General features: G+C 71.8%; 26 protein-coding genes and 1 pseudogene. 17 read left to right on the top strand and 10 right to left on the bottom strand.

The window, feature by feature from the left end; genetic code table 11:
* The 3 genes and pseudogenes from KME80_RS17285 to KME80_RS17275 form a co-directional block, all read right to left on the bottom strand.
* Nucleotides 1-1,240, bottom strand: a pseudogene (locus KME80_RS17285) (sensor histidine kinase); the annotation flags it as partial.
* Between the two features lie 75 nt (nt 1,241-1,315).
* The gene (locus KME80_RS17280) at nt 1,316-2,599 is read right to left on the bottom strand and encodes an FG-GAP repeat domain-containing protein (RefSeq protein WP_219506421.1); all 1,284 of its coding nucleotides are present in this window, start codon (nt 2,597-2,599) and stop codon (nt 1,316-1,318) included.
* An 18-nt stretch (nt 2,600-2,617) separates the two neighbouring features.
* On the bottom strand, nt 2,618-3,037 hold the full coding sequence (locus KME80_RS17275) for a nuclear transport factor 2 family protein (RefSeq protein WP_219506419.1): 420 nt from the start codon (nt 3,035-3,037) through the stop codon (nt 2,618-2,620).
* A gap of 118 nt (nt 3,038-3,155) precedes the next feature.
* Between KME80_RS17275 and KME80_RS17270 the strand changes: the two genes are divergently transcribed.
* The 8 genes from KME80_RS17270 to KME80_RS17235 all read left to right on the top strand — a co-directional run bounded on the left by KME80_RS17270 (nt 3,156) and on the right by KME80_RS17235 (nt 7,905).
* Nucleotides 3,156-3,953 carry an alpha/beta fold hydrolase gene (locus KME80_RS17270; RefSeq protein WP_219506409.1) on the top strand — a complete coding sequence of 266 codons (798 nt, stop codon included), beginning with the start codon at nt 3,156-3,158 and terminating at the stop codon, nt 3,951-3,953.
* The gene (locus tag KME80_RS17265) at nt 3,950-4,396 is read left to right on the top strand and encodes a YdeI/OmpD-associated family protein (RefSeq protein WP_219506407.1); all 447 of its coding nucleotides are present in this window, start codon (nt 3,950-3,952) and stop codon (nt 4,394-4,396) included. Before KME80_RS17270 ends, KME80_RS17265 begins: the two co-directional genes overlap by 4 nt.
* Nucleotides 4,397-4,555: 159 nt before the next feature.
* Nucleotides 4,556-5,128: a hypothetical protein gene (locus KME80_RS17260; RefSeq protein ID WP_219506406.1), complete on the top strand. Its 573-nt coding sequence runs from the start codon at nt 4,556-4,558 to the stop codon at nt 5,126-5,128.
* A 22-nt stretch (nt 5,129-5,150) separates the two neighbouring features.
* Nucleotides 5,151-6,302, top strand: a complete 1,152-nt coding sequence (locus KME80_RS17255) for a sensor histidine kinase (RefSeq protein WP_308125799.1) — start codon at nt 5,151-5,153, stop codon at nt 6,300-6,302.
* Nucleotides 6,299-6,958 (top strand): response regulator, encoded by a 660-nt coding sequence (locus tag KME80_RS17250; protein ID WP_219506402.1) that lies wholly within the window; start codon nt 6,299-6,301, stop codon nt 6,956-6,958. The genes KME80_RS17255 and KME80_RS17250 overlap by 4 nt, the downstream gene beginning before the upstream one ends.
* Before the next feature lie 29 nt (nt 6,959-6,987).
* On the top strand, nt 6,988-7,305 hold the full coding sequence (locus KME80_RS17245) for a DUF3140 domain-containing protein (RefSeq protein WP_219506400.1): 318 nt from the start codon (nt 6,988-6,990) through the stop codon (nt 7,303-7,305).
* A 3-nt stretch (nt 7,306-7,308) separates the two neighbouring features.
* Nucleotides 7,309-7,659: a nuclear transport factor 2 family protein gene (locus KME80_RS17240; RefSeq protein ID WP_219506399.1), complete on the top strand. Its 351-nt coding sequence runs from the start codon at nt 7,309-7,311 to the stop codon at nt 7,657-7,659.
* 33 nt (nt 7,660-7,692) lie between these two features.
* The gene (locus KME80_RS17235) at nt 7,693-7,905 is read left to right on the top strand and encodes a hypothetical protein (protein ID WP_219506397.1); all 213 of its coding nucleotides are present in this window, start codon (nt 7,693-7,695) and stop codon (nt 7,903-7,905) included.
* 47 nt (nt 7,906-7,952) lie between these two features.
* Here the strand turns inward: KME80_RS17235 and KME80_RS17230 are convergent, their stop codons facing one another.
* Nucleotides 7,953-8,546, bottom strand: a complete 594-nt coding sequence (locus KME80_RS17230) for a TetR/AcrR family transcriptional regulator (RefSeq protein WP_219506388.1) — start codon at nt 8,544-8,546, stop codon at nt 7,953-7,955.
* Nucleotides 8,547-8,611: 65 nt separating this feature from the next.
* Here KME80_RS17230 and KME80_RS17225 point away from each other — a divergent pair, with 65 nt between their 5' ends.
* Together KME80_RS17225 and KME80_RS17220 are read left to right on the top strand one after the other, a co-directional pair.
* A complete protein-coding gene (locus KME80_RS17225) occupies nt 8,612-9,859 on the top strand; it encodes an FAD-dependent oxidoreductase (protein ID WP_219506386.1) in 1,248 nt (415 codons plus the stop codon).
* Nucleotides 9,860-9,977: 118 nt separating this feature from the next.
* Nucleotides 9,978-11,003 (top strand): fatty acid desaturase family protein, encoded by a 1,026-nt coding sequence (locus tag KME80_RS17220; RefSeq protein ID WP_219506384.1) that lies wholly within the window; start codon nt 9,978-9,980, stop codon nt 11,001-11,003.
* Here KME80_RS17220 and KME80_RS17215 read toward each other — a convergent pair whose 3' ends face one another.
* Nucleotides 11,004-11,216 carry a hypothetical protein gene (locus KME80_RS17215; RefSeq protein ID WP_219506382.1) on the bottom strand — a complete coding sequence of 71 codons (213 nt, stop codon included), beginning with the start codon at nt 11,214-11,216 and terminating at the stop codon, nt 11,004-11,006.
* Between the two features lie 55 nt (nt 11,217-11,271).
* Between KME80_RS17215 and KME80_RS17210 the strand changes: the two genes are divergently transcribed.
* The 4 genes from KME80_RS17210 to KME80_RS17195 all read left to right on the top strand — a co-directional run bounded on the left by KME80_RS17210 (nt 11,272) and on the right by KME80_RS17195 (nt 15,141).
* On the top strand, nt 11,272-12,387 hold the full coding sequence (locus KME80_RS17210; protein WP_219506380.1) for a sensor histidine kinase: 1,116 nt from the start codon (nt 11,272-11,274) through the stop codon (nt 12,385-12,387).
* Nucleotides 12,384-13,052, top strand: a complete 669-nt coding sequence (locus KME80_RS17205; RefSeq protein ID WP_219506378.1) for a response regulator — start codon at nt 12,384-12,386, stop codon at nt 13,050-13,052. The genes KME80_RS17210 and KME80_RS17205 overlap by 4 nt, the downstream gene beginning before the upstream one ends.
* A gap of 97 nt (nt 13,053-13,149) precedes the next feature.
* A complete protein-coding gene (locus KME80_RS17200; RefSeq protein ID WP_219506376.1) occupies nt 13,150-14,391 on the top strand; it encodes a cytochrome ubiquinol oxidase subunit I in 1,242 nt (413 codons plus the stop codon).
* 9 nt (nt 14,392-14,400) lie between these two features.
* On the top strand, nt 14,401-15,141 hold the full coding sequence (locus KME80_RS17195; RefSeq protein WP_219506374.1) for a cytochrome d ubiquinol oxidase subunit II: 741 nt from the start codon (nt 14,401-14,403) through the stop codon (nt 15,139-15,141).
* A gap of 23 nt (nt 15,142-15,164) precedes the next feature.
* Here the strand turns inward: KME80_RS17195 and KME80_RS17190 are convergent, their stop codons facing one another.
* Entirely contained in the window at nt 15,165-15,899 is a 735-nt protein-coding gene (locus KME80_RS17190) for an SDR family NAD(P)-dependent oxidoreductase (protein ID WP_246645091.1), read from the bottom strand.
* A gap of 114 nt (nt 15,900-16,013) precedes the next feature.
* Here KME80_RS17190 and KME80_RS17185 point away from each other — a divergent pair, with 114 nt between their 5' ends.
* Nucleotides 16,014-16,610: a TetR/AcrR family transcriptional regulator gene (locus tag KME80_RS17185; RefSeq protein WP_219506370.1), complete on the top strand. Its 597-nt coding sequence runs from the start codon at nt 16,014-16,016 to the stop codon at nt 16,608-16,610.
* Between the two features lie 93 nt (nt 16,611-16,703).
* Here the strand turns inward: KME80_RS17185 and KME80_RS17175 are convergent, their stop codons facing one another.
* Together KME80_RS17175 and KME80_RS17170 are read right to left on the bottom strand one after the other, a co-directional pair.
* Nucleotides 16,704-18,347, bottom strand: a complete 1,644-nt coding sequence (locus KME80_RS17175) for an alpha-amylase family protein (protein ID WP_219506368.1) — start codon at nt 18,345-18,347, stop codon at nt 16,704-16,706.
* A 26-nt stretch (nt 18,348-18,373) separates the two neighbouring features.
* The gene (locus KME80_RS17170; protein WP_246645090.1) at nt 18,374-19,354 is read right to left on the bottom strand and encodes an aldo/keto reductase; all 981 of its coding nucleotides are present in this window, start codon (nt 19,352-19,354) and stop codon (nt 18,374-18,376) included.
* Between the two features lie 62 nt (nt 19,355-19,416).
* Here KME80_RS17170 and KME80_RS17165 point away from each other — a divergent pair, with 62 nt between their 5' ends.
* A complete protein-coding gene (locus KME80_RS17165) occupies nt 19,417-20,298 on the top strand; it encodes a LysR family transcriptional regulator (RefSeq protein WP_219506367.1) in 882 nt (293 codons plus the stop codon).
* A 3-nt stretch (nt 20,299-20,301) separates the two neighbouring features.
* Nucleotides 20,302-20,502 carry an EF-hand domain-containing protein gene (locus KME80_RS17160; RefSeq protein ID WP_219506365.1) on the top strand — a complete coding sequence of 67 codons (201 nt, stop codon included), beginning with the start codon at nt 20,302-20,304 and terminating at the stop codon, nt 20,500-20,502.
* Here KME80_RS17160 and KME80_RS17155 read toward each other — a convergent pair.
* Entirely contained in the window at nt 20,492-20,860 is a 369-nt protein-coding gene (locus KME80_RS17155) for a VOC family protein (RefSeq protein WP_219506364.1), read from the bottom strand. The genes KME80_RS17160 and KME80_RS17155 overlap by 11 nt on opposite strands.
* A 15-nt stretch (nt 20,861-20,875) precedes the next feature.
* Nucleotides 20,876-21,184, bottom strand: coding sequence for a putative quinol monooxygenase (locus tag KME80_RS17150; protein WP_219506363.1), 309 nt, complete (start codon nt 21,182-21,184; stop codon nt 20,876-20,878).
* Nucleotides 21,185-21,225 lie beyond the last annotated feature (41 nt).

Raw genomic sequence — 21,225 nt, 5'->3', positions numbered from 1 at the left:
CACCGTGCCAGACCAGCGGCACCCGCCGCGGCGCTGCGCCGACGCGGCCGTTCTCGACGTAGCGGGGCTCGCCGTCGGCGACCTCGACGGCCACGCCCTCCACCGCCAGCCCGTCCTTCAGCACCGCCACGACGGACGTGAGCGCCTCGGCGGGATCACCGCGCCGGATGGCCTGGGTCAGCCGCTCGGCCAGCAGCGCGGGGTCACCGACCCTGCCGTACAGCAACCGGTCCACCAGCCGCTGCAACCACCGCCGCAACGGCTGGAAGAACGCCCCCGCGAACAGGGCCGAGGCCAGACCGGCGATCTGGTCGTACCCGGAGACCAGCACGGAGGAGACGGCGCCCACGCCGAAGTACACGGCGCTCACCACGACCAGCAGCCCGGCCGCCACGAACGTGCGGCTGACCACGGTGTCGATCCCGTACAACCGGTAACGCATCACCGCGAACGCCATCGCGACCGGGATCAGCGCCGCCCAGGTGATCGACAGCCACATCAGCTCCGGCACGGCCCCGCCCACGACCAGGAACACGATGTAGCCCGCGAAGGCGTACATCGGCCAGCCGATCTGCCGCCTGCCGACCGGGTCGGCCCGCCGCATCCGCAACGCCATCGAGCACGCGGCCAGCGCCATCGAGGTGTAGATGAGCGTCCACCCGGCCACGGTCATCACCTGCAGGTACGGGCCGAGCGCGGGCACCGCCAGCGGGTTGGTGATGACGACCGGGTACGGGTAGTCGGCGAGGGACGGGTCGGGGCGCACGACGGCGCGCAGGATGTTCAGGCTGAGCCCGGCCACGCTGAGGACGATGACCCAGCGCCAGCGCGGCGACAGCAGCCGGCCGTCGGGCGAGTAGAGCGGCAGCACGGCGGTGAGCGTCGCCCCGCAGATCCCCCACGGGATCAGCGTCGCGATCCGCAGCCAGCTCGACACCTCGTAGCGGCCGAGGTCGGCGTAGTGGAAGAGCAGCGCGTTGGTGATGTCACTGGCCGCGCCGGCGAGCCCGCCCAGGCACATGACCCACGCCATGCCGAGCTTGGGCCGGTGGAAGATCAGGACGGCGCCGACCACGGGGAACGCCAGGGCGGCGGCCGACTGCGGGGTCGCGGTCTGCGCCGGGGTCCACTCGGGCGGCAGCGACTGCCAGATCGCCAGCGCCGCGAGTTCGAGCAGCGGGGACAGCACCGCCAAGGTGACGGCCGCGGCCCGCGCTGCCACGATGGCGTTCCGAGCCATGCTGGTCCCTGCCTCTCCTGGAGCTGGACGCATTATGCACGGCTTCGTATTGATAAATCGTCATAAAAAGGTTGCTCACCTGCTGAACGACCTCATCGCCCCCCGCCCGTCCGACACCGCGACGCTCTTCTCCGACGCCAGCACCAGCTCGTCGTCCCCGTCACCGTCGTAGTCCCCGGCGGTCAGCGGCGACAGCCCGCGCCCCGCGCCGATCGGCCCCGCGTCCCGCAACCCCCCGGGACCGCCCCGGAACAGGCGCGGCCCCGACGGCGTGTCGGGCCAGAACCCGCCGAAGGCCACGTCGTCGTCGCCGTCGCCGTCGAAGTCGCCCGCCACCGCCCCGCCCTTGGCCCCGCGCAGGCTCTCGACGCGGCCGCCCGCGTAGTAGACGGTCAGGGTCCGGTCCACGCCCGGCGGCTCGGTCTCGAACCCGGGCTCGTTGTTGCGGCCGCCGTCGTCGCCGACCGCGACGTCCTCCCGGCCGTCGCCGTCGAAGTCGCCGAACGCCGACGCCATCCCCGCGTTCAGCCTGCGGACCGGCTCCCCCGGCCCCCGGACGAGCCGGCTCGCGACCTGCTCGCCGTCGTCGCCCTCGTACACGAGCAGCCCGGTACGGCGCCCTGCGCCGATCGGCCCGGCGGCCAGGCGCCAGAACTCCCCGCCTGACGGGGACGGCCGGGTCTCCTCGCGGGCCGGGACGCCCTCGCGCGTGAACGGGCCGTACAGCAGCACCAGGGCCGTGCGCCCCGAGGCCGGGGCCGCCACGTCGGCCACGCCGTCACCGTCGAAGTCGCCGGTCACCGCATGCAGCAGGCTCTTCCTGCCCACGCGCACGGGGACGAGGCCGACGCCCTGCGGGCCGCCCCAGAGGACGTGCGGGGCCATCTCCCCTTCGGGCGGGCCGCCGTGCACCACGACGTCGCCGTAGCCGTCGGCGTCGAGGTCGGCATGGACGCTCTGGCTGATCAGCCACACCCGGAACCGGTCGGCGGGCACGGACACGCGGGTGGCGGGGTCCAGGCCGGTACGGGAGCCGCGGACGACGTCGAGGCGGTCACCCGAGGCGAAGACCAGGTCGGCATAGCCGTCGCCGTCAAGGTCGCCGGGCCGGCCCCGGTCAACCGGCTCACCCGCCGACGGGCCGGACGAGGTCGCGGGCGGACCGGACGTGGTGGGCGGGCCGGGCGTCGCGGGACCGGACGTCGTGGGCGAGCCGGACGTCGTGGGCGGGCCGGGCGTCGCAGGCGGACCGGAGGTCACTGGCGGGCCGGACGTGGCAGGCGGGCTGCGGGTCTCGGGCGGGAGTGCGCAGGCGGCGAGCGTCACCAGCAGCAGCACCGCGCCGACGACTCGCCTCATACCCGCCCATCGTACGGCTCAGGCGCCGTCGAAGGCCTGCGCCACCGCCAGGCTGTCCTCGTACACGTGGTGCCGCGTCACCAGCCCGTCCTCCACCGTGAGGTGGAGCGCGAACCTGGACCGGTAGGCGCGGCCGGTCGGGCGGGCGGTCTGGCGGATCTCCCCCAGCACGACCGCGTGCTCCCCGTCGACGAGCACCCGCTCGACCACCGTGGCGACCTCCTCGGGCACGTGGTGCTCGGCGATCTCCCGGTAGTGCGCCTCGGCGTCGGCGCGGGTGACGCGGTGGCGGATCCACGGGGTCGCGGCGCGGCCGTGCTCGGCCTCCGGCCAGTCGAGCTTCCAGTCGGCGTCGTCGGCGTACAGCTCCGCGATGCGCCGGGGGTCGCCCTCGCCGATCCTGCGCAGCAGCTCCTGGACGACGTCACGTGTGGACATGCGGTGCTTCCTCCCCGTTTGGACGACCTGGAAAGCCTGGCAGGGGCGCGGCCCGGGGCGCCATTACGTCGCAGGTAAGCGCCTTGACAATTTTATTTGTCGGTGAGACGCTCAGGGCATGGAGAACACGGTCACTTCCCAGGACGGCACCACCATCGCCTACACCCGCGTCGGCCACGGGCCGGCGGTCATCCTCGTCGACGGGGCGATGTGCCACCGCGCCTCCGGCCCCAACCCCGCGCTGGCGGCCGAGCTCGCCGGCAGCCACACGGTCTACACCTACGACCGGCGCGGGCGCGGCGGCAGCGGCGACACCGCGCCGTTCGCGGTCGAGCGCGAGATCGACGACCTCGCCGCGCTGATCGAGGCGATCGGCGAGCCCGTCTTCCTGTACGGGATCTCGTCCGGCGCGGCGCTGGCCCTGGCCGCCACCGCCGCCGGGCTCCCGGTCACCAAGGTCGCCGTGTACGAGCCGCCGTTCGTGGTCGACGGCACCCGCGCTCCCATGCCCCACGACTACGAGGAGCGCATCCGCGGCTTCATCGCCGCCGGCCGCCCGGCCGACGCCATCCGCTACTTCATGCGCACGGGCGTCGGGCTGCCGGGCATCATGGTGGCCATGATGCGGCTCATGCCCGGCTGGTCCGGCATGAAGGCGATCGCCCACACGCTGGCCTACGACGCGGCGTTCGTGGCGCGCTTCGGGCAGGGCAAGCCGCTTCCCGAGCACGAGTGGGACGCGGTGAAGGTGCCCGCGCTGGTGATCGACGGCGGCAAGAGCCCGGCCTGGATCCGCAACGGCGCCGCCGACCTGGCCCGCGTGCTGCCCGACGCAGCCGCGCGCACCCTCGACGGCCAGACGCACCTGGTCAAGGCGCGCGCGCTGGCCCCCGTGCTGAAGGGCTTCTTCGCATGAGCTTCCGCACCACCGTCGAGCTGGCGGGCAGGACCGCGACGGGGTTCGAGGTGCCCGCCGGCATCGTGGAGGCGCTCGGCTCGGGCAGGCGGCCCGCCGTGACGGTCACGGTCAACGGCTACAGCTACCGCAGCACGGTCGCCGTCATGGGCGGGCGCTACCTGCTGCCGCTCAGCGCCGAGCACCGGCAGGGCGCCGGGGTGGCGGCGGGCGACGAGGTCGAGGTGACGCTGGAGCTCGACACCGCGCCGCGCGAGGTGGCGGTCCCCGGCGACCTGGCCGAGGCGCTCGACCGGGCGCCGGAGGCGAAGGCGTTCTTCGACGGCCTGTCCTACTCCCGGCGGCGCCGGGTGGTCCTCCAGGTCGAGGGCGCCAAGAAGGCCGAGACCCGGCAGCGCCGCGTCGCCGACGCGATCACCAAGCTGGCCGCCGGCGAGGCGTGACCTCCCGGCCGGGCCGTGCCGGTGAGGCGGATCGGCCGTGCCGGTGAGGCCGCCTCGCTCTTGAGAGTGAGAGCCAGGATCGCCCCGGGCGGCGATCCCTTTCGCGGCGGGAAATCCGAGGATGGGGACGTCAACCAGCGCCTCCCCCAGGAGAAGATCATGCGGATCCGCCCCGCCTACCTCGCCGCGCCACTGCTCTCCACGGGCTACGGAATCCTGCGGCTCATCGACGGGATCGACGGCAGCCGAGGGCCGGGACCGGCCTGGACGGCCGGACATCTGGCGTTCATGGGCGCACTGGTGCTCTTTATCTACATATTTCGGGAAATGTGGCTGATGCTCGGGCGCAGCCGGGCCGCCACCGCCGTGCTCGTCGCCGGAGCGGCCGGGGCCGGGCTGGCGTTCGTCCAGTTCGCGATCGACGTCGTCGTGGGGTTCATGGCGGCCGACCACGAGGCGATGGGGCCGCTGTTCGACCAGGTGCAGGCGGTGCCGGGGGTGTCGTTGCTGGTCTACCAGGCCGGGCCGGTCCTCTTCTACGTCGCGCAGGTCGTGCTCGTGGCCATGCTCGCGGTCCGGCGCCAGGTGCCGGTCTGGGTTCCGGCGCTGGTGCTGGTCCAGGTGCTGCTGCCGTTCGTGTCGCTGGACCTGATCCCGCTGGGCGGGCTGCTCGCGCTGATCGCGTTCCTGCCGCTGGCGGTGGGTGACCGGCGAGTCCCCGCACATGCCTGATCTTGCGCGAAACTGGGACATCGTGCCCGAACCTCCGCTCGTCACCGTGCTCCGCCGCCGCTACCGGGCGCTCCCCCAGCCGCTGCTGGACGTGGCCCTCACCGGCGCGATCACGCTCGCCCAGCTCTGGCCGCTGCTGTCGAGCACCAGCTACTTCGGGGTGCCGTGGTCCTGGTGGGGCTACGCGGTGGCGGTCGGCTCGTCGCTGCCGGTGCTGTGGCGCCGCCGCTTCCCGGTGACCGTGCTGGTGACGTCGCTGATCGTGAGCGGGCTGTACGACCTCGCCGACAGCGTGGCCGACCAGCCGATCTGGTACGGCTCCCTGGTCGCCCTCTACACCGTGGCCACGAGCTCGCCCCGCTGGGTCCGCGTCACCGCGCTCTGCCTCATGGCCGGTGGCATGTTCGCGCTGGTCGGCTCGTCGGAGACGGCCCTGCGCAGCACCGTGCTGTACGTGGCCGCGTACGCGATCGGCAGGGCGGCGGCCACGTCGCGCGCGCACGCGGCGGCGCTGGAGGAACGGGCCGCGAGGCTGGAAAGGGAGCGCGAGATGGAGGCCGAACGCGCGGCCGAACGCGAGCGGGCGCGGATCGCCCGCGACATGCACGACATCCTCGCCCACGCGGTCAGCCTCATGGTCGTGCAGGCGGAGGCGGGCCCGGTGGCGGTCAGGACCGACCCGGACCGCGCGGAGGCGGCGTTCGACGCGATCGCGGGGGCGGGCCGCGACGCGATGGTGCAGCTCAGGCGGATGCTCGGCGCGCTCAAGGAGGAGCAGGCGCCGCTCGCCCCCCAGCCCACACTCGACGAGCTGCCCGGCCTGGCGGACCAGGTGGCGGGCACGGGGCTGAAGGTCGCCTTCGAGACCACCGGTGAGCCGCGCCCGCTCCGGTCCGACTCGGCGGTCGCGGCGTACCGGATCACGCAGGAAGCGCTCACCAACATCGTCAAGCACGCCGGCGCGACCCGCGCGGACATCCGGCTCACCTGGGAGGACGACACCCTGATGATCGACATCAGCGACGACGGCCGGGGCTCGGGCCGGGCCCTGCCCTCGGGCGGCAACGGGCTGATCGGCGTCCGCGAGCGCGCCGCCTCCTGTGGCGGCTCCGCTACGGCCGGGCCGCGCACCGACGGTCTCGGCTTCCGCGTCACCGCCCGGCTGCCGGCATGACGGTCCGGGTGGTCGTGGCCGACGACCAGGAGCTGGTCAGGGGCGGGTTCGCGATGATCCTGGCCGCGCAGCCCGACATCGACGTGGTGGCCGAGGCCGGCGACGGCGTCGAGGCGGTGGCGGCGGTGCGCGAGCACGCGCCCGACGTGCTGCTGCTCGACATCCGCATGCCCCGGATGGACGGCATCGAGGCGGCCCGGATCGTGTGCGCCGAGACGGCCTACCGGGTGCTCATGCTGACGACGTTCGACCTGGACGACTACGTGTTCGACGCGTTGCGGGCGGGGGCCAGCGGGTTCCTGCTCAAGGACGTGCGCCGCGACGACCTGGTGAACGCGGTGCGGGTGGTCGCCGGTGGCGAGTCGCTGCTCGCGCCGGCGGTCACCACGCGGCTGATCCACGAGTTCACCTCGCGACCGGCGGCCAGGCCGGGCGCCGCTCCCGGGGCGCTGGACGTGCTGACGGCCAGGGAGCGCGAGACGCTGCAGCTGATCGCGCGCGGCCTGTCCAACGCGGAGATCGCGCGGACGCTGGTGGTCAGCGAGCACACGGTGAAGACGCACGTCAGCAACCTGCTGACCAAGCTCGGGCTGCGTGACAGAGTGCAGGCGGTGATCGCCGCGTACGAGTCGGGGCTGGCCGTGCCGGGAGCGTAACGGACCCGCGGACGGGTAGGCGGGCTCGTATGAGTGAGGGCTTCGAGACGGACATGCTCTGGGACGAGTTCCATCGGGTGGTCAACATGAACTCCGAGGAGCTGCGTTCCTACCTGCTGGCCGACGCCTCGGGCGAGGACGGTTTCAGCGCCGATCCCGACCTGGGCATCGACGAGCTCGGCAGGGGCGTGCTGCACGTGCTGAGCAAGCGGAAGATGGACCTGACCGACGCCGACCGCGACGTGATGCGCCGGGTGGTCGAGCTGGTGGAGACGGTCGGCAACAAGAGCGACGACCAGGCGCGGCACATGCTGATGTCCGCGGGGCACGACCCGCTGCGGGCATAGGCGATGATCCAGCCGCAGGACTGGATCGCGGGCTACCTGCGGGCCTGGGAGTCCAACGATCCGGACGAGATCGCCGCCCTCTTCACCGAGGACGCGGTGTACTACAACGAGCCGTACAGCATGCCGGTGCGCGGCCGGGACGCGATCGTCTCCAACTGGCTGGCCAGGCAGGACAGGCCAGGTGAGACGACGTTCCAGTGGCATCCGGTGTGCGTGACGGCCGAGGTGAGCGTCATCCAAGGCGTCACGACATATCCGGACAAGACGTACAGCAACCTCTGGGTGATCCGGTTCGTTCCCGACGGCAGGTGCCGGGAATTCACCGAATGGTGGATGGAGCATGACATCAGGTGATGCAATGAGCCGACGACCATCCGAGGAGGCCCGTTGAGAGACAACCTCGACCTCGCCGCGAGCGCCCAGCAGCTCGCCGACGCCGCGCCGGCCGGTTCGCTGGACCGGGCGGCGGCGAAGTCCGTGGCGATCACGCTGGCGACGACCCGCGACATCGCGCAGGCCAGGCAGACCCTGGACGGGGTCACGCCCGACGACGTGCGGCAGGCGGCGCTGGCCCTGTTCGAGCGCATCTCAGCGGACTGATCCCCCGAGCCGCGTCAGCCCGGGCCTGATCGGCGCCGGGCCTTCCGTCATGTCCCGGCCAGGTGCGCGACCAGGCGCCGGACCTGCTCGGCGTAGTGGCCGGCGAACTCCGGCGATTCCGGGTCGAGGCCGGTGGCGGCCCTGACGACCTGCGGGAACGTGATGCCGGCCGCCGCCATCGCGAACAGCGCCACCAGCACCGCCGCCGGGTCGAGGTCGGCGGGCAGCTCCCCCGCCTCCTGCCGCCGGCGCAGTTGCTCGACGTCGCGGCGCAGGTCGTCGGCGAAGCCCGGGTCGGGCGGGGCGTCGTCCGTGAGCCCCTGCCAGGCCATCAGCCTGCCGTAGTCGCGCCGCTCGGCGTTGGCCCGCACGTAGCCCGCCGCGAGCTCGCCCAGCGTGGCGCCCCGGTCGGCGAACGCGCTCTCCTCACGCTGCCAGCTCGCGCTGAGCGCCTGGTAAAGGCCCTCTTTTCCGCCGAAGTAGTAAGAGATGAGCTGCTTGTTCATCCCCGCTCTGGCGGCGATCTCGCCGACCCTCGCCCCGGCGAACCCCTTGGCCGCGAACTCCTCCAGCGCCGCCTGAAGGATGCGGGCCTTGGTCCGCTCGGGGTCGCGCTGCTTCTCCTCGGGTGCTCGCCTCATACCGGCCCACTTTATCATCCATCCGTTTGGTTGACAGTTTCATCCGTACGGGTGATAGTTGCGGCATGACGAACGACATCGCGATCATCGGCGGCGGCTTCGGCGGGCTCTGCCTGGCGCACGGACTGCGCAAGGCGGGCCTCGACGTGACGGTCTACGAGCGGGACCGCACCCCGGCCGACCGGCTGCAGGGCTACCGGGTGCACATCGACCCCCACGGCGCGCGGGCGCTGCGCGACTGCCTGCCGCCCCACCTGTGGCAGGCGTTCCTGGACACAACCGGGCAGGGCGGCCAGGACTTCGGCTTCCTCACCGAACAGCTCGACCTGCTCGCGCTCATCGAGACCCCGCCCGCCGCCGACCCGGCCGACGACCACCACTCGGTCAGCCGCATCACGCTCAGGCAGGTGCTGCTGTCGGACCTGGACGACGTCGTACGGTTCGGCAGGGCGTACGAGAGGTACGAACGGCTGCCCGACGGACGGGTCAGGCTGTTCTTCGCCGACGGCGCCAGCGAGACGGCCGGGATCGTGGTGGCGGCCGACGGCGGCAACTCGCGGGTGCGCAGGCAGTATCTGCCGCACGCGCGGCGGGTCGACACCGGCATCACCACGGTCGCCGGCAAGTTCCCGCTCACCGAGCGGACGCGGCGGCTGCTGAGTCCCCGGCTGGTCGACGGGCCCAACAACGTGATCCCGCCGTCGGGCCTGGGCCTGTTCTGCGCCCCGCACGACCTGAGCGACGCGCCCGCCACCGGCATCGGGCGCACCGAGCAGGAGGGTGCGCTGATGGACAACGGCAGCAGCTACATCCTGTGGGCGGTCGGCGCGGCCCTCGACCGCTTCCCGGGCGACATTTCAGAAATGTCCGGCCAGCAGCTCCGCGACGCCGTCTCCGCCATGATCACCTCCTGGCACCCCGACCTGCGCCGCCTCGTCGCCGACTCGGACCCCGACACGGTCTCGCTGCTGCCGATCCGCACGTCGGTCCCCGTCGACGCCTGGGAGCCGTCCACCATCACCCTGCTCGGCGACGCCATCCACAGCATGACCCCGATGCGCGGCATCGGCGCCAACACCGCCCTGCGCGACGCCCGCCTCCTGGCCCAGGCACTCGCCGGTGGCGGCGACCCCGTCCAGGCCATCGGACGTTACGAGGCGGAGATGCGCGGGTACGGTTTCACCGCCGTGCGCGACTCGCTGCGCGCGGCCGAGCAGTTCGTCGGCGGCGGCCGGCTGGCCCGCCTCGGCTTCAAGACCTTCCTGCGCACGGTCCAGCGGGTTCCGTCGCTCAAGGCCAAGGTCTTCGCCTGACTGCGGGGAGCGCACTGTAGCGGGTCGGGTACGCTCCGGGTGACGGGCGCCCGGCGCGACAGGCGATCTTCCGCAATGTCGGCGGATAAGCCAGTCTGGGGACAGCTACCGTCGCAACATGAGGAGACCAGTGGCCGATCCCGTCAAGCTAGAGACGCGGGGCAGCGATTTCGCCAGACTCGCCACCAAGATCACCGAAGCCGGGCTTCTGGACCGGCGTCCCGTCTATTACGCGGTCAGGATCAGCCTCGTCATGGGCGCCTATCTGGGCGGCTGGGGGCTGTTCGTCTGGGTCGGCGACTCCTGGCTGCAGCTTCTCGTCGCCGTCCTCATGGCCGTGGTCTTCACCCAGATCGGGTTCGTCGCCCACGACATCGGCCACCGGCAGGTGTTCCGCACCCGGCGGGCCAGTGACATGGCCGGGCTGCTGATCGGCAACCTCGCCATCGGCCTCGGCTGGGGGTGGTGGAACACCAAGCACAACCGCCACCACGCCAACCCCAACCACGAGGACCACGACCCCGACGTCTCCCCCGCGGTCATCGTCTGGTCGGAGGACCAGGTGGCCAGGAGTGTCGGGCTGCCCAAGTTCATCGCCAAGTGGCAGGCCTACTGGTTCTTCCCGCTGCTCACGCTGGAGGCCTGGCACCTGCACGTGGCCAGCGTGAAGGCGGTGTTCAAGCCGACGACCAAGCGCCGGGGCATGGAGGGCGCGCTGCTGCTGGCGCACTTCGCGCTCTACTTCGGCCTCGTCTTCGCCGTGCTGCCGTTCTGGATGGCGGTGGCCTTCCTGGTCGTGCACCAGGGCGTGTTCGGCGTCTACCTGGGCTGCTCGTTCGCGCCCAACCACAAGGGGATGCCGATCCTCACCGCCGAGGACAAGCTCGACTTCCTGCGCAAGCAGGTGCTCACCTCGCGCAACGTCAAGGGCGGGCTGCTCACCGACATCGGGCTGGGCCAGCTCAACTACCAGATCGAGCACCACCTGTTCCCCAACATGCCGGCCCCCAACCTGCGCAAGGCGCAGCCGATCGTCCAGCGCTACTGCGCGGAAATCGGGGTCAGCTATCTGGAGACGGGCCTGTTCAGGTCGTACGGCCAGGCTCTCCAGCACCTGCACGAGGTCGGCGCGGCGCTGAGGTGATCAGCCCTGCTCCAGGCGTCGACGCAGGGCCTCCCTGCGCTGCTCCAGCTCGGCGATGATCTCGGCCTGCTCGTCCGCCTGGGCGATCTGGGCCGAGATCTCGAACTGGTCGGTGGCGCCCTGGTCGCGGATCTGGTCGCGCTGCTCCTGGTTGTCCCGCTTCAGCTTCGCCAGCTCCTCGTCGAGCCTGGCGAGCTCGTCCTCTGTGCTCATCTTCCGCACCTACCCAGCGACCGGCCCGGGTCACGTCCCGTACAGAATGGGAGACATGCGGAGGAGCACCATCGTCTCGGTGGCCGCGGTGGCGATCACGCTGCTCGGCGTCCTGGCCGCCTGGATCATCCGGGCCGACCAGCAGCCGAACGTGCTCGACGTGGTGCTGCCGCTGATCACGGCGGCCGGGGTGCTGCTGCGCAAGCGCTACCCGGTGCTGACGCTGATCGTGGTGTCGGCCGCCGTGGTGGCCTACTACCCGTTCGCCCGGCTGGACGGGCCGCTCATCTTCGTGCCGTTCCTGATGCTCTACACCGCGGCCGACCACGGGCACCTCACCGCGGCCATCACCACCGGGTCGGCGTCGCTGCTGCTCATGGGGCTCGGCGAGACCGGTGACGTGCGGCACGTCGACGACAGCGCGCTGGCGATGATCGCGGGCTGGGTGGTGGCGGCCATCGCGGCGGGCAGCGTGAGCCGCAACCGCCGCGCCTACCTCGCGGAGGCCGACCGCCGGGTGCGCGAGGCCGAGCACGGGCGTGAGGAGGAGGCCAGGCGGCGGGCCGGCGAGGAACGGCTGCGCATCGCCAGGGAGCTGCACGACGTGCTCGGGCACAACGTATCGATGATCAACGTGCAGGCGTCGGCTGCGCTGCACGGGCTGAAGAAGCGGCCGGAGGACGCCGAGGCGGCGCTGCGCGCGATCAAGGACACCAGCAAGGAGACGCTGCGCGAGCTGCGCACCACGCTGGGAGTGCTGCGCCAGGTGGACGAGGACGCGCCGACCGCGCCCGCCGACAGCCTGGGCCGCATCGACGCGCTGGTGGCGGCGTCGGGGCTGGAGGTGCGGACCGAGCTGTCGGGGCCGCTGGACGAGGTGCCGGTCGAGGTGGACCTCGCGGCGACGCGGATCATCCGCGAGGCGCTGACGAACGTGTCACGGCACTCCGGTACGAAGGCGGCGACACTCTCCGTCAGCAACACGTCCGGAAATATCCTGATCCGCGTGGAGGATGATGGACCGGGGGCCGTGTTCACCGAGGGCAGCGGCTACGGGCTGCAGGGCATGCGCGAGCGCGCCACGGCCCTGGGCGGCAGGCTCGACGCCGGCCCCCGCCCCGAGGGCGGCTTCCGGGTCGTCGCCGAACTACCCCTGAACGGAGCCACATGATCCGCACGCTGCTGGCCGACGACCAGACCCTGGTACGGGCCGGCTTCCGGTCCATCCTCAGCGACGAGGACGACATCGAGGTCGTCGCCGAGGCCGCCAACGGCACGCAGGCCGTGACCCTGGCCCGCGAGACCCGGCCGGACGTGGTGCTCATGGACATCCGCATGCCCGAGCTCGACGGCCTGGAGGCCACCCGCCAGATCGTCACCGACCCCCGGCTGGACGAGGTCAAGGTCATCATCCTGACCACGTTCGACCTCGACGACTACGTCTACGGCGCGCTGCGCTCCGGGGCCAGCGGCTTCCTGGTCAAGGACACCGAGCCGGCCGAGCTGATCCACGCCGTCCGGGTCGTGGCCAGGGGCGACGCGCTGATCGCGCCGTCGATCACCCGGCGGCTGATCGCCGAGTTCGCCGGCCGCGTCAAGCGCCCCGAGCCCGGCCCCGAGCTCAACTCCCTCACCGAGCGCGAGCGCGAGGTCATGAGCCTGGTCGCGGGCGGCCTGTCGAACGACGAGATCGCCGCCCGGCTCGTGCTGAGCCCCGCGACGGCCAAGACGCACGTCAGCCGCATCATGACCAAGCTCGGCGTGCGCGACCGGGCCCAGCTCGTGGTCCTCGCCTACGAGGCCGGCATGATCACCCCGGGCTGGCTTACAACCTGAGGTGTACGCCGCGGCCCGCCGTGTCACCCCAGGGGTACGGCGGGTGCCCGCCTGAGGTGGACGACCCGGGCGTAACCGTCATCGGATCCTGCTACGCATGGACACCGTTGAACTGGCCCGCCTGCAGTTCGCGCTCACCGCGGGCGCGCACTTCCTGTTCGTGGCGCTGACACTCGGCCTGGCGACGCTCGTGGCCGTCATCCAGACCCGGGCCACCTTCGGCGGCAACCCCGTCCACCAGGGGATGACGCGCTTCTGGGGGCAGCTCTACATCATCAACTACGCGATGGGCATCGTCACCGGGCTCGTCATGGAGTTCCAGCTCGGGCTGTCGTGGAGCGGGCTCACGGAGTTCGCGGGCAACGCGTTCGGCTCGGCGCTGGCCCTGGAGACGATGGTCGCCTTCTTCGTCGAGGCCACGTTCCTGGGCCTGTGGATCTTCGGCTGGAACAAGCTGAACCGGTGGGCGCACCTGGCGCTGATCTGGGTGGTCACGCTCACCGCGTACGCGTCCGCGTTCTGGATCATGGTGTCGAACGGCTTCCTGCAGAACCCGGTCGGCTACCGGCTCGACGGCGGCGTGCTGCACCTGGCGGACTTCGGCGCGATGGTCGCCAACCCGGCGGCGCTGGTGGCGTTCGCGCACATCCTGAGCGGCGCGATGGTCGTCGGCGGGTTCTTCATGGCCGGGGTGAGCGCCTACCACCTGAGCAAGCGGACCTCCGAGCAGGACTTCTTCCGCAAGTCGCTGCGGCTCGGGCTGGGCGTGGCCGCGCCCGCGCTGATGGTCACGGCGACGTTCGGCGGCATGGGGTTCGGCACGATGCAGGTGACCAAGCTCGCCGCCTGGTCGGGCGACCTGGCGGCGGCCCAGGCCGAGATGGTGGCCCGGCACGGGCCGGGCGACTGGCTGCCCCCGGTGGGCTGGGTGCAGGCAGGCGGCACCTGGATGATGGGGCTGTTCGCGCTCATGCTGTTCGTGGCCGCGCCGAGCACGCTGCTCATGCTGTTCAGGCCGGTGGTGCGCGGGCTGCGGGTGTGGCACTGGCTGCTGGTGGCGATGATCCCGGTGCCGTTCGCCACGATGCTGGCCGGGTGGATCTTCCGGGAGATGGGCCGCCAGCCGTGGGCCGTCTACGGGCTGCTGACCACCTCCGAGGCGATGTCGCCGGTGTCGGCCGGGCAGATGCGGTTCTCGGTCATCGCCTTCACCTCGGTGTTCGCCGTACTGGTCCTGATCAACTACTGGCTGCTGGCCAGGGCCGCCAAGGCGGGGCCGGCGGCCGTGGCCCTGGGCGACCGGCCCATCGACGCCCCCCAGCCCGTCCTGACCTTCTGAGGAGCCGACATGGAGATCTTCGTTCTGGCCTTCTTCGCGCTCGGCTACCTGGTGCTGGCCGGGGCCGACATCGGGGTCGGCATGGTGCTGCCGTACCTGGGGCGGACGCCGGGAGAGCGGCGGGAGACGATCGCCGCGATCGCGCCGTTCTTCCTCGGCAACGAGGTGTGGCTGGTGGTGACCGCGGGCGTGCTGGCCGGGCTGTTCCCGGCGCTGGAGGCGGAGCTGCTGCACGAGAACTACCCGCTGGTCGTGGTGCTGCTGCTGGCGTGGGTGATCCGCGACATGGGGCTGTGGCTGCGCGGCCGGGTGCCGGGGCGCGGCTGGCAGGCGGTGTGGGACGGCGCGATCGTCGCCGGGAGCTGGGGGCTGGCGCTGTGCTGGGGGGCGCTGCTCAGCGTCGTGGCGCTGGGCATCCAGGGGCCGCTCCTGGCGCTGCCGGCGCTGGCTCTGGCCGCGCTGTTCGGCACGCACGGGCTGGCGTTCGCCGCGCTGCGGCTGCGCGGGGTGCTGCGCGAGCGGGCGGCGGTGCTGTCGGGCGGCGCGGGCGAGCTGCGCACGTTCGCGCTGACGGCGGTGGCGCTGGCCGCGGTCGGCGTGCTGGCGGGGGTGCGGCTGGAGCCGGTGGCCGGAACGTCCGGGGCGCTGCTGGTGCCGGTGACCCTGGTGATGATCCCGTTGCTGGTCGCGGCCCAGGCGTGGGTGTGGTGGACGTTCCGCCACCGCGTGACCGGCCCGTCGTACCTCTAGAGCCTCTTGGTCCTCCAGGGCCTTCAGAGGTTGCCGCCGCCGGTGGCGTCGAGCGTGGTGCCGGTCATGAAGCTCGCCTCGGGCGACGCGGCGAAGGCCACCACGTCGGCGATCTCCTCCGGGCGGCCGATCCGGCCCACCGCGTGATAGCCCGCCGCGTTCGCCCGGCCCTCCGGGTTGTCGCGCAGGAAGCCCGCGTTCATGTCGGTGTCGATGATGCCGGGGGCGACGTTGTTGACCGTGATCCCGCGCGGGCCGAGCTGCTTGGCCAGCGCCAGCGTGAACGTCTGGACGGCGCCCTTGGTCATCGAGTACGCGATCGCGCCGGGGAAGGCGATGCGCGTGACGCCGGAGGTGACGTTGACGATGCGGCCGCCGTCGGGGATGAGCGGCAGCAGCCGCTGGGTCAGGAAGAACAGGCCCTTGACGTTGACCGCGAAGTGCCGGTCGAACGACTCGGGCGTCTCCTCCTCGATGGGCCGGTGCACGGCGACGCCGGCGTTGTTGACCAGCACGTCCAGCACGCCGCTCTCCAGCTTGACCCGTTCGGCCAGCGCCTCCACCTGGGCCGAGTCGCCCAGGTCGGCCTGGACGGCGAGCGCGCTGCCGCCCTGTTCCTCCACGAGCCGGACGACTTCCTTGGCTGCGGCCTCGTCGGCGGCGTAGTTGACGATGACGCGGAAGCCGTCACGCGCCAGGCGCAGCGCGATGGCACGGCCGATTCCCCTGCTGGAACCGGTGACGAGGGCAGTCTTCATGACGAGCTCTTTCTGTAGTGATCGATACAGAAGAACCATAACATAGCGATCGCTACACAAACGACGCCCCGTACCGAGGTGCTCGTTTTATAGCGATCGCTCTAGAATGGGGGGATGGCGAGACAACGGGCGTTCGACCGGGACACGGCACTGCACAGCGCGGTGCTGGCGTTCTGGCGGCACGGCTACGAGGCCACCTCCGTCGCCGAGCTGACCGCCGCCATGGGCATCAGGCCCCCCAGCCTGTACGCGGCGTTCGGCGACAAGCGGCGGCTGTTCGAGGAGGCGCTGGGCCTCTACCAGGAGACCTACGGGGCGTTCACCGCCCGGGCGCTGGCCGAGGAGCCGACCGGCCGCCAGGCGATCGAACGCGTGCTGCGCGAGGCGGCCACCGAGTTCTCCGCCCCGGAGCACCCGCCCGGCTGCATGGTCGTCTCCGCCGGGGTCAACTGCGGGCCGGAGTCGGCCGAGGTGCAGGAGCTGCTGCGGCGGCAGCGCGAACGGACGAAGGCGGCGATCCAGGCACGGTTCGACGACGACGCGGCGGCCGGGCGGCTGCCCCCGGGCACCGACACGGCCGCGCTGGCGACCTACTACGCGGCGGTGTTGCAGGGCATGTCCAACCAGGCGCGCGACGGGGCCTCCCCCGAGGCGCTCACCGAGCTGGCCGCGCTCGCCATGCGCGCCTGGCCCGCCACCGCGGCAGCCTGACGTCACGGGGCCCTGACGTCACTGGGCTTGACGTCACTGGGCTTGACGTCACTGGGCTTGACGTCACTGGGCTTGACGTCACTGGGCTTGACGTCACTGGGCCTTGACGGAGGCGTCCTCCGGGGAGACCTCGGGGGCCGACACCCGGAGCCAGCGGCAGCCGTACGGGTCCAGCGGAAGCCGCACCCGGCCCGAGCCGGGCACCTTCACCGTGCCGTCGACCAGGAGGTCGGTGAGCACGCAGCGTTCCAGGCCGGTCAGGTCGAGCTCGGCCTCGCACTCCCGGTCGTCCAGGTTGTGCACGGCCACGATGGTCGCCCCGTCGGCGTCGCAACGGTGGGCCAGCACGGCCGGGTCGCCCGCGTCCAGCACCGTGTGGTCGCCCCAGGCCAGCTCCAGCGACTCCCGGTAGCGCTCGATGAGCAGCTGGATCCAGCGCAGCAGCGAGTCGTTGTCGCGCCTATGGTCGGCGACGTTCGGCCCGTCGGGCATGGCGCGCACGGGCCGCTCGGCCTGGGTGAAGCCGCCCTCGGCCGACCAGCGCATGGGGGTTCGCACAGCCATCCGGCCCTCCGCCGACAGGTCCTCGCCCAGCCCGATCTCCTCGCCGTAGAAGAGCACCGGCGTGCCCGGCAGCGAGAACAGCAGGCTGTAGGCCATCTTGATCCGCCTCTCGTCCCCGCCGAACATGGGCGGCAGCCGCCTGCGCAGGCCCCGGCCGAAGATCTGCATGTCCTTGTCCGGCCCGAACGCGGCGAAGATCTCCTGCCGCTCGTCCTCGGTGAGCTTGTCCAGCGTCAGCTCGTCGTGGTTGCGCAGGAACATCGCCCACTGGCAGTCCTTGGGCGGCTCGGGCCGCTCGCGCAGCGCCGAGGCGAGCGGCCCGGCGTCGCGTCTGGCCAGGGAGAGCCAGGCGCGCTGCATGGCGACGAAGTCGAAGCACATCGTGAGCTGGTCGCCCAGCCCGTCGCCGAAGTACTCGAGAAGCTGGTCGTACTCCAGGTTGACCTCGCCGAGCAGGACCGAGCCGCCCTTGCGGCGGGTCATGAACGCGCGCAGCTCGGCCAGGAAGTCGTGCGGGTCGGCGAGCTCCGGCGAGACGTTCTCGATGAGGAACGGCACCGCGTCCACCCGGAACCCCGACAGCCCCAGCTCCATCCAGAAGCCGAGCACCCGGGCGATCTCGTCGCGCACCTCGGGGTTGGCGACGTTGAGGTCGGGCTGGTGGCGGTAGAAGGTGTGCAGGTAGTACTGGCCGGTGTGCGGGTCGTGCTCCCAGACGCTGTCCTCCTTGTCGGGGAAGACGACCTCCTTCGGGTTCGGCTCGGGCGTGTCGGACCAGACGTACCAGTCGCGTCTGGGCGAGTCGCGGCCGGACCTGGACTCCACGAACCACGGGTGCTGGTCGGAGGTGTGGTTGACGACGAGGTCGGCGATGACCCGCAGGCCGCGGTCGTGGGCGGTGCGCATGAACTCCACGAAGTCGCCCAGCGTGCCGAGCCTGGGGTCGACGCTGTAGAAGTCGGTGACGTCGTAGCCGTCGTCCTTGTTGGGCGTCGGGTAGAACGGCATCAGCCACAGGCAGGTGATGCCGAGGCCGGCGAGGTAGTCGATCTCCTGCGTGAGCCCGCGGAAGTCGCCGATGCCGTCGCCGTTGCCGTCCTTGAACGTCTCGACGTCGAGGCAGTAGACGACGGCGTTCTTCCACCACAGGTCGCTGGTGTACGTCATTCGCATGGGGGCCCAGCTACCCCCAAATGCGGTTAAAGAAGCGTCCCGCCCGTCACCTCGAAGCGGCCGAGCGCTTCGTCGATGGTCGCGAGCGTGTCGGCGTGCAGCGTGATGCCGGCCGCTTCCACGTTCTCCCTGATGTGCGCGGGGGTGCGGCTGCCGGGGATGGCCACGACGTGGTCGTCCTGGTGGAGCAGCCAGGCCAGGGCGAGCTGGGCCGGGGTGATGCCGAGCCGGTCGGCCAGGCCGCGGATCGGCGCGTAGCGGTCGTTGTTGGCGGCCAGGTTCTCGGCGGAGAAGCGCGGCGCGTTGTGCCGGAAGTCGTTCTCGCCGAGCTGCTGGACGGTGCCGGTGAGGAAGCCGTTGCCGAGCGGGCTCCACGCCACGATGCCCACCCCGAGCTCGCCGGCCGTGCGCAGCAGGAGCGGGTCGATCGGCCGCCACATGGACCACTCGTTCTGCACGGCCGCCACCGGGTGCACGGCGTGCGCCCGGCGCAGTTGCGCGGCCGTCACGTTGGACAGGCCCAGGTGCCTGACCAGCCCGGCCTTGACCAGCTCGGCCATCGCCCCGACGGTGTCCTCGACGGGCACGCCGGGGTCGGCGTAGTGCAGGTAGTACAGGTCGATCACGTCGGTGTCCAGGTTGCGCAGGCTCGCCTCGGCGTAGCGCCGCACCAGCCGGGGCTCGGCGTTCACGCGCAGCTCGCCGAAGGCGTAGCCGACCGGCTGCGCCCTGCTGTCCTCGCCTTCGGGCACGGCCAGGCCGAACTTGGTGGCCACGACCACCTCGTCCCTGCGGCCCTTGATCGCCCGGCCGACCAGGCGCTCGTTCTGCCCGTCGGGCCCGTAGGCGTCGCTGGTGTCCACATGGGTGGCGCCCGCGTCCAGCGCGGCCCGGATCGCCGCCTCACCCCGTTCCTCGTCGATGTCGCCGTAGATGCCGGGCGACAGCACCATCGCGCCGTAGCCGAGTGCCGGGACCGTCAAACCGCCGAGTTCACGTGTCTTCATGCCGCCGATCCTGCTGCCGGGGGCCGGGTCCCGTCCAAGACCCTTTGCTATAACCATCAGCTATGGACGTGCATTTGCGGGATCTGCGGTACTTCGTGGCGGTCGCCGAGGAGCTGAACGTGACCCGGGCCGCCGAACGGCTGTTCGTCTCGCAGCCCGCGCTGTCCAAGCAGCTCAGGGCGCTCGAACGGCAGCTAGGCTGCCCGCTGTTCGACCGCGTGCCCGGCGGCGTCACGCTCACCCGGCAGGGCGCGGCGCTGCTGCCCGTGGCCGCCGACCTGCTCGACCGGTGGAACACCGGCTACGAGACCGCCAGGGCCGCCGCACCCACCGGCACGCTGGTCATCGGCCTGCAGACCGCCGTCGGCCGGGGCCTGCAGCAGGAGGCGCTGCGCGGCTTCCGCGCCGCCATGCCCGGCTGGGAGGTCGCGCTGCGGCTGGTGAGCTGGGAGGACCCCAGCGGCGGCCTGGCGGACGGCAGCTCCGACGTGGCCTTCCTCTGGCTGCCCGCCCCGCCCGGCCTGGAGACGCACGTGCTCGTCACCGAGCGCCGATGCGTCGTCATGCCCGCCGACCATCCGCTCGCCGGTCTGGACGAGATCCCGTTCGACCGGCTGCGTGACGAGCCGTTCATCGCCCTGCCGGCCGCCGCCGGGCCGATGCGCGACTTCTGGCTGGGCCGCGACGCCTCCCCCGGCGCGGGGCCCGTCGTCGGCGTCACCGCGAGCACCCCCGAGGAGGTCTTCGAGGCCGTCACCGGCGGCCTCGGCGTCGTGCTCGTCGCCGAGGGCAACGCCAAACTGTACAAGCGGCCCGGCCTGCTCCACCGCCCGGTCACCGGCCTGCCGCCCGCCCGGCTGGCCATCGCCTGGCGGGCCGGCAACCGCAGCCCGCAAGTGACCGGGTTCGTGGACGCGCTCCGCCGGATCGCCACTAAGGTCTGACCCATGAGCGACTACGCGATCACCTTCGACCTGATCGACTCCGACGACGACGGCCGCATCTCGGCCGAGGAGCTGGTGCGGCTGATGGAGGTGCTGGGTCAGCCCATCACCCTCGAAGCCGCCCAGGCAGGCGTCCGGCGCCTCGACAAGGACGGCGACGGGCTCATCGACGTCGAGGAGTTCGGCAGCTTCCTCAAGCCTTGACCGTGCGCCGGAGCAGGCAGAACTCGTTGCCCTCCGGGTCCTGCAGCACGATCCACGTCTCCTCGCCGGTCTGGCCCACGTCGGCGTGCCGGGCGCCGATCGCCAGCAGCCTGGCCAGCTCCGCGTCCTGATCGCGGTCGGTGGCGTTGACGTCGATGTGCAGCGGCAGCTTGCCCGTCTTCGGGTCGTCGGAGAGGCTGAGCACGAGCGCCGGCAGGTGCCCCGGCCGCTCCGGCCCGATCCCCACGCTGCCCTCATCGCGGTCGAGCACGACATAGCCCAGCACGTCGCACCAGAACGCCGCCAGGCGTTCGGGGTCACGGCAGTCGAGCACGAGCTCGGTGATGCGGCACGCCATGCGCTGATCATATGCTCACGGACGCTCGTGCGCGGGCGGGCTCAGCGGGGTGCCGGAGTAAGCCTCCGGGGCCTCCTCCAGGTAGTCGGACAGGTTGCCGAGGAAGTCGCGCAGCGGCGGATACTGGTTGTGCAGCTCCAGGTCCTCCCGGGAGCGCCAGACCTCGTAGAGGAAGAACCGGCCGTCCTCCTGCTCGTGCAGGTCGTAGTGCACGTTGCCGGGCTCGGCGCGGCTGGGCTCGACGAGCGACGTGAGGATGCGCCGGACCTCGTCCATGCGCTCGGGCCGGGGACGAAGGAAGCCGTAGAGGGAAATCTGTGTCATGCCGCCCACGTTAGGATCTCCAACGGTGTGAGGTTCAAGGT

This window comes from Nonomuraea ceibae (genome assembly GCF_019396325.1).
Classification (GTDB): Bacteria; Actinomycetota; Actinomycetes; order Streptosporangiales; family Streptosporangiaceae; genus Nonomuraea; species Nonomuraea ceibae.
Note: the sequence above shows the minus strand (reverse complement) of the source record. Positions and strands in the feature narration are given on the sequence as shown.

Excerpts from the sequence above, each read along its gene's own strand:
- KME80_RS17280 (WP_219506421.1), bottom strand. The coding sequence starts at position 2,599 with ATGAGGCGAGTCGTCGGCGCGGTGCTGCTGCTGGTGACGCTCGCCGCC.
- KME80_RS17275 (WP_219506419.1), bottom strand. The coding sequence starts at position 3,037 with ATGTCCACACGTGACGTCGTCCAGGAGCTGCTGCGCAGGATCGGCGAG.
- KME80_RS17270 (WP_219506409.1), top strand. The coding sequence starts at position 3,156 with ATGGAGAACACGGTCACTTCCCAGGACGGCACCACCATCGCCTACACC.
- KME80_RS17265 (WP_219506407.1), top strand. The coding sequence starts at position 3,950 with ATGAGCTTCCGCACCACCGTCGAGCTGGCGGGCAGGACCGCGACGGGG.
- KME80_RS17260 (WP_219506406.1), top strand. The coding sequence starts at position 4,556 with ATGCGGATCCGCCCCGCCTACCTCGCCGCGCCACTGCTCTCCACGGGC.
- KME80_RS17250 (WP_219506402.1), top strand. The coding sequence starts at position 6,299 with ATGACGGTCCGGGTGGTCGTGGCCGACGACCAGGAGCTGGTCAGGGGC.
- KME80_RS17245 (WP_219506400.1), top strand. The coding sequence starts at position 6,988 with ATGAGTGAGGGCTTCGAGACGGACATGCTCTGGGACGAGTTCCATCGG.
- KME80_RS17240 (WP_219506399.1), top strand. The coding sequence starts at position 7,309 with ATGATCCAGCCGCAGGACTGGATCGCGGGCTACCTGCGGGCCTGGGAG.
- KME80_RS17230 (WP_219506388.1), bottom strand. The coding sequence starts at position 8,546 with ATGAGGCGAGCACCCGAGGAGAAGCAGCGCGACCCCGAGCGGACCAAG.
- KME80_RS17225 (WP_219506386.1), top strand. The coding sequence starts at position 8,612 with ATGACGAACGACATCGCGATCATCGGCGGCGGCTTCGGCGGGCTCTGC.
- KME80_RS17220 (WP_219506384.1), top strand. The coding sequence starts at position 9,978 with ATGAGGAGACCAGTGGCCGATCCCGTCAAGCTAGAGACGCGGGGCAGC.
- KME80_RS17215 (WP_219506382.1), bottom strand. The coding sequence starts at position 11,216 with ATGAGCACAGAGGACGAGCTCGCCAGGCTCGACGAGGAGCTGGCGAAG.
- KME80_RS17210 (WP_219506380.1), top strand. The coding sequence starts at position 11,272 with ATGCGGAGGAGCACCATCGTCTCGGTGGCCGCGGTGGCGATCACGCTG.
- KME80_RS17205 (WP_219506378.1), top strand. The coding sequence starts at position 12,384 with ATGATCCGCACGCTGCTGGCCGACGACCAGACCCTGGTACGGGCCGGC.
- KME80_RS17200 (WP_219506376.1), top strand. The coding sequence starts at position 13,150 with ATGGACACCGTTGAACTGGCCCGCCTGCAGTTCGCGCTCACCGCGGGC.
- KME80_RS17195 (WP_219506374.1), top strand. The coding sequence starts at position 14,401 with ATGGAGATCTTCGTTCTGGCCTTCTTCGCGCTCGGCTACCTGGTGCTG.
- KME80_RS17190 (WP_246645091.1), bottom strand. The coding sequence starts at position 15,899 with ATGAAGACTGCCCTCGTCACCGGTTCCAGCAGGGGAATCGGCCGTGCC.
- KME80_RS17185 (WP_219506370.1), top strand. The coding sequence starts at position 16,014 with ATGGCGAGACAACGGGCGTTCGACCGGGACACGGCACTGCACAGCGCG.
- KME80_RS17175 (WP_219506368.1), bottom strand. The coding sequence starts at position 18,347 with ATGCGAATGACGTACACCAGCGACCTGTGGTGGAAGAACGCCGTCGTC.
- KME80_RS17170 (WP_246645090.1), bottom strand. The coding sequence starts at position 19,354 with ATGAAGACACGTGAACTCGGCGGTTTGACGGTCCCGGCACTCGGCTAC.
- KME80_RS17165 (WP_219506367.1), top strand. The coding sequence starts at position 19,417 with ATGGACGTGCATTTGCGGGATCTGCGGTACTTCGTGGCGGTCGCCGAG.
- KME80_RS17160 (WP_219506365.1), top strand. The coding sequence starts at position 20,302 with ATGAGCGACTACGCGATCACCTTCGACCTGATCGACTCCGACGACGAC.
- KME80_RS17155 (WP_219506364.1), bottom strand. The coding sequence starts at position 20,860 with ATGGCGTGCCGCATCACCGAGCTCGTGCTCGACTGCCGTGACCCCGAA.
- KME80_RS17150 (WP_219506363.1), bottom strand. The coding sequence starts at position 21,184 with ATGACACAGATTTCCCTCTACGGCTTCCTTCGTCCCCGGCCCGAGCGC.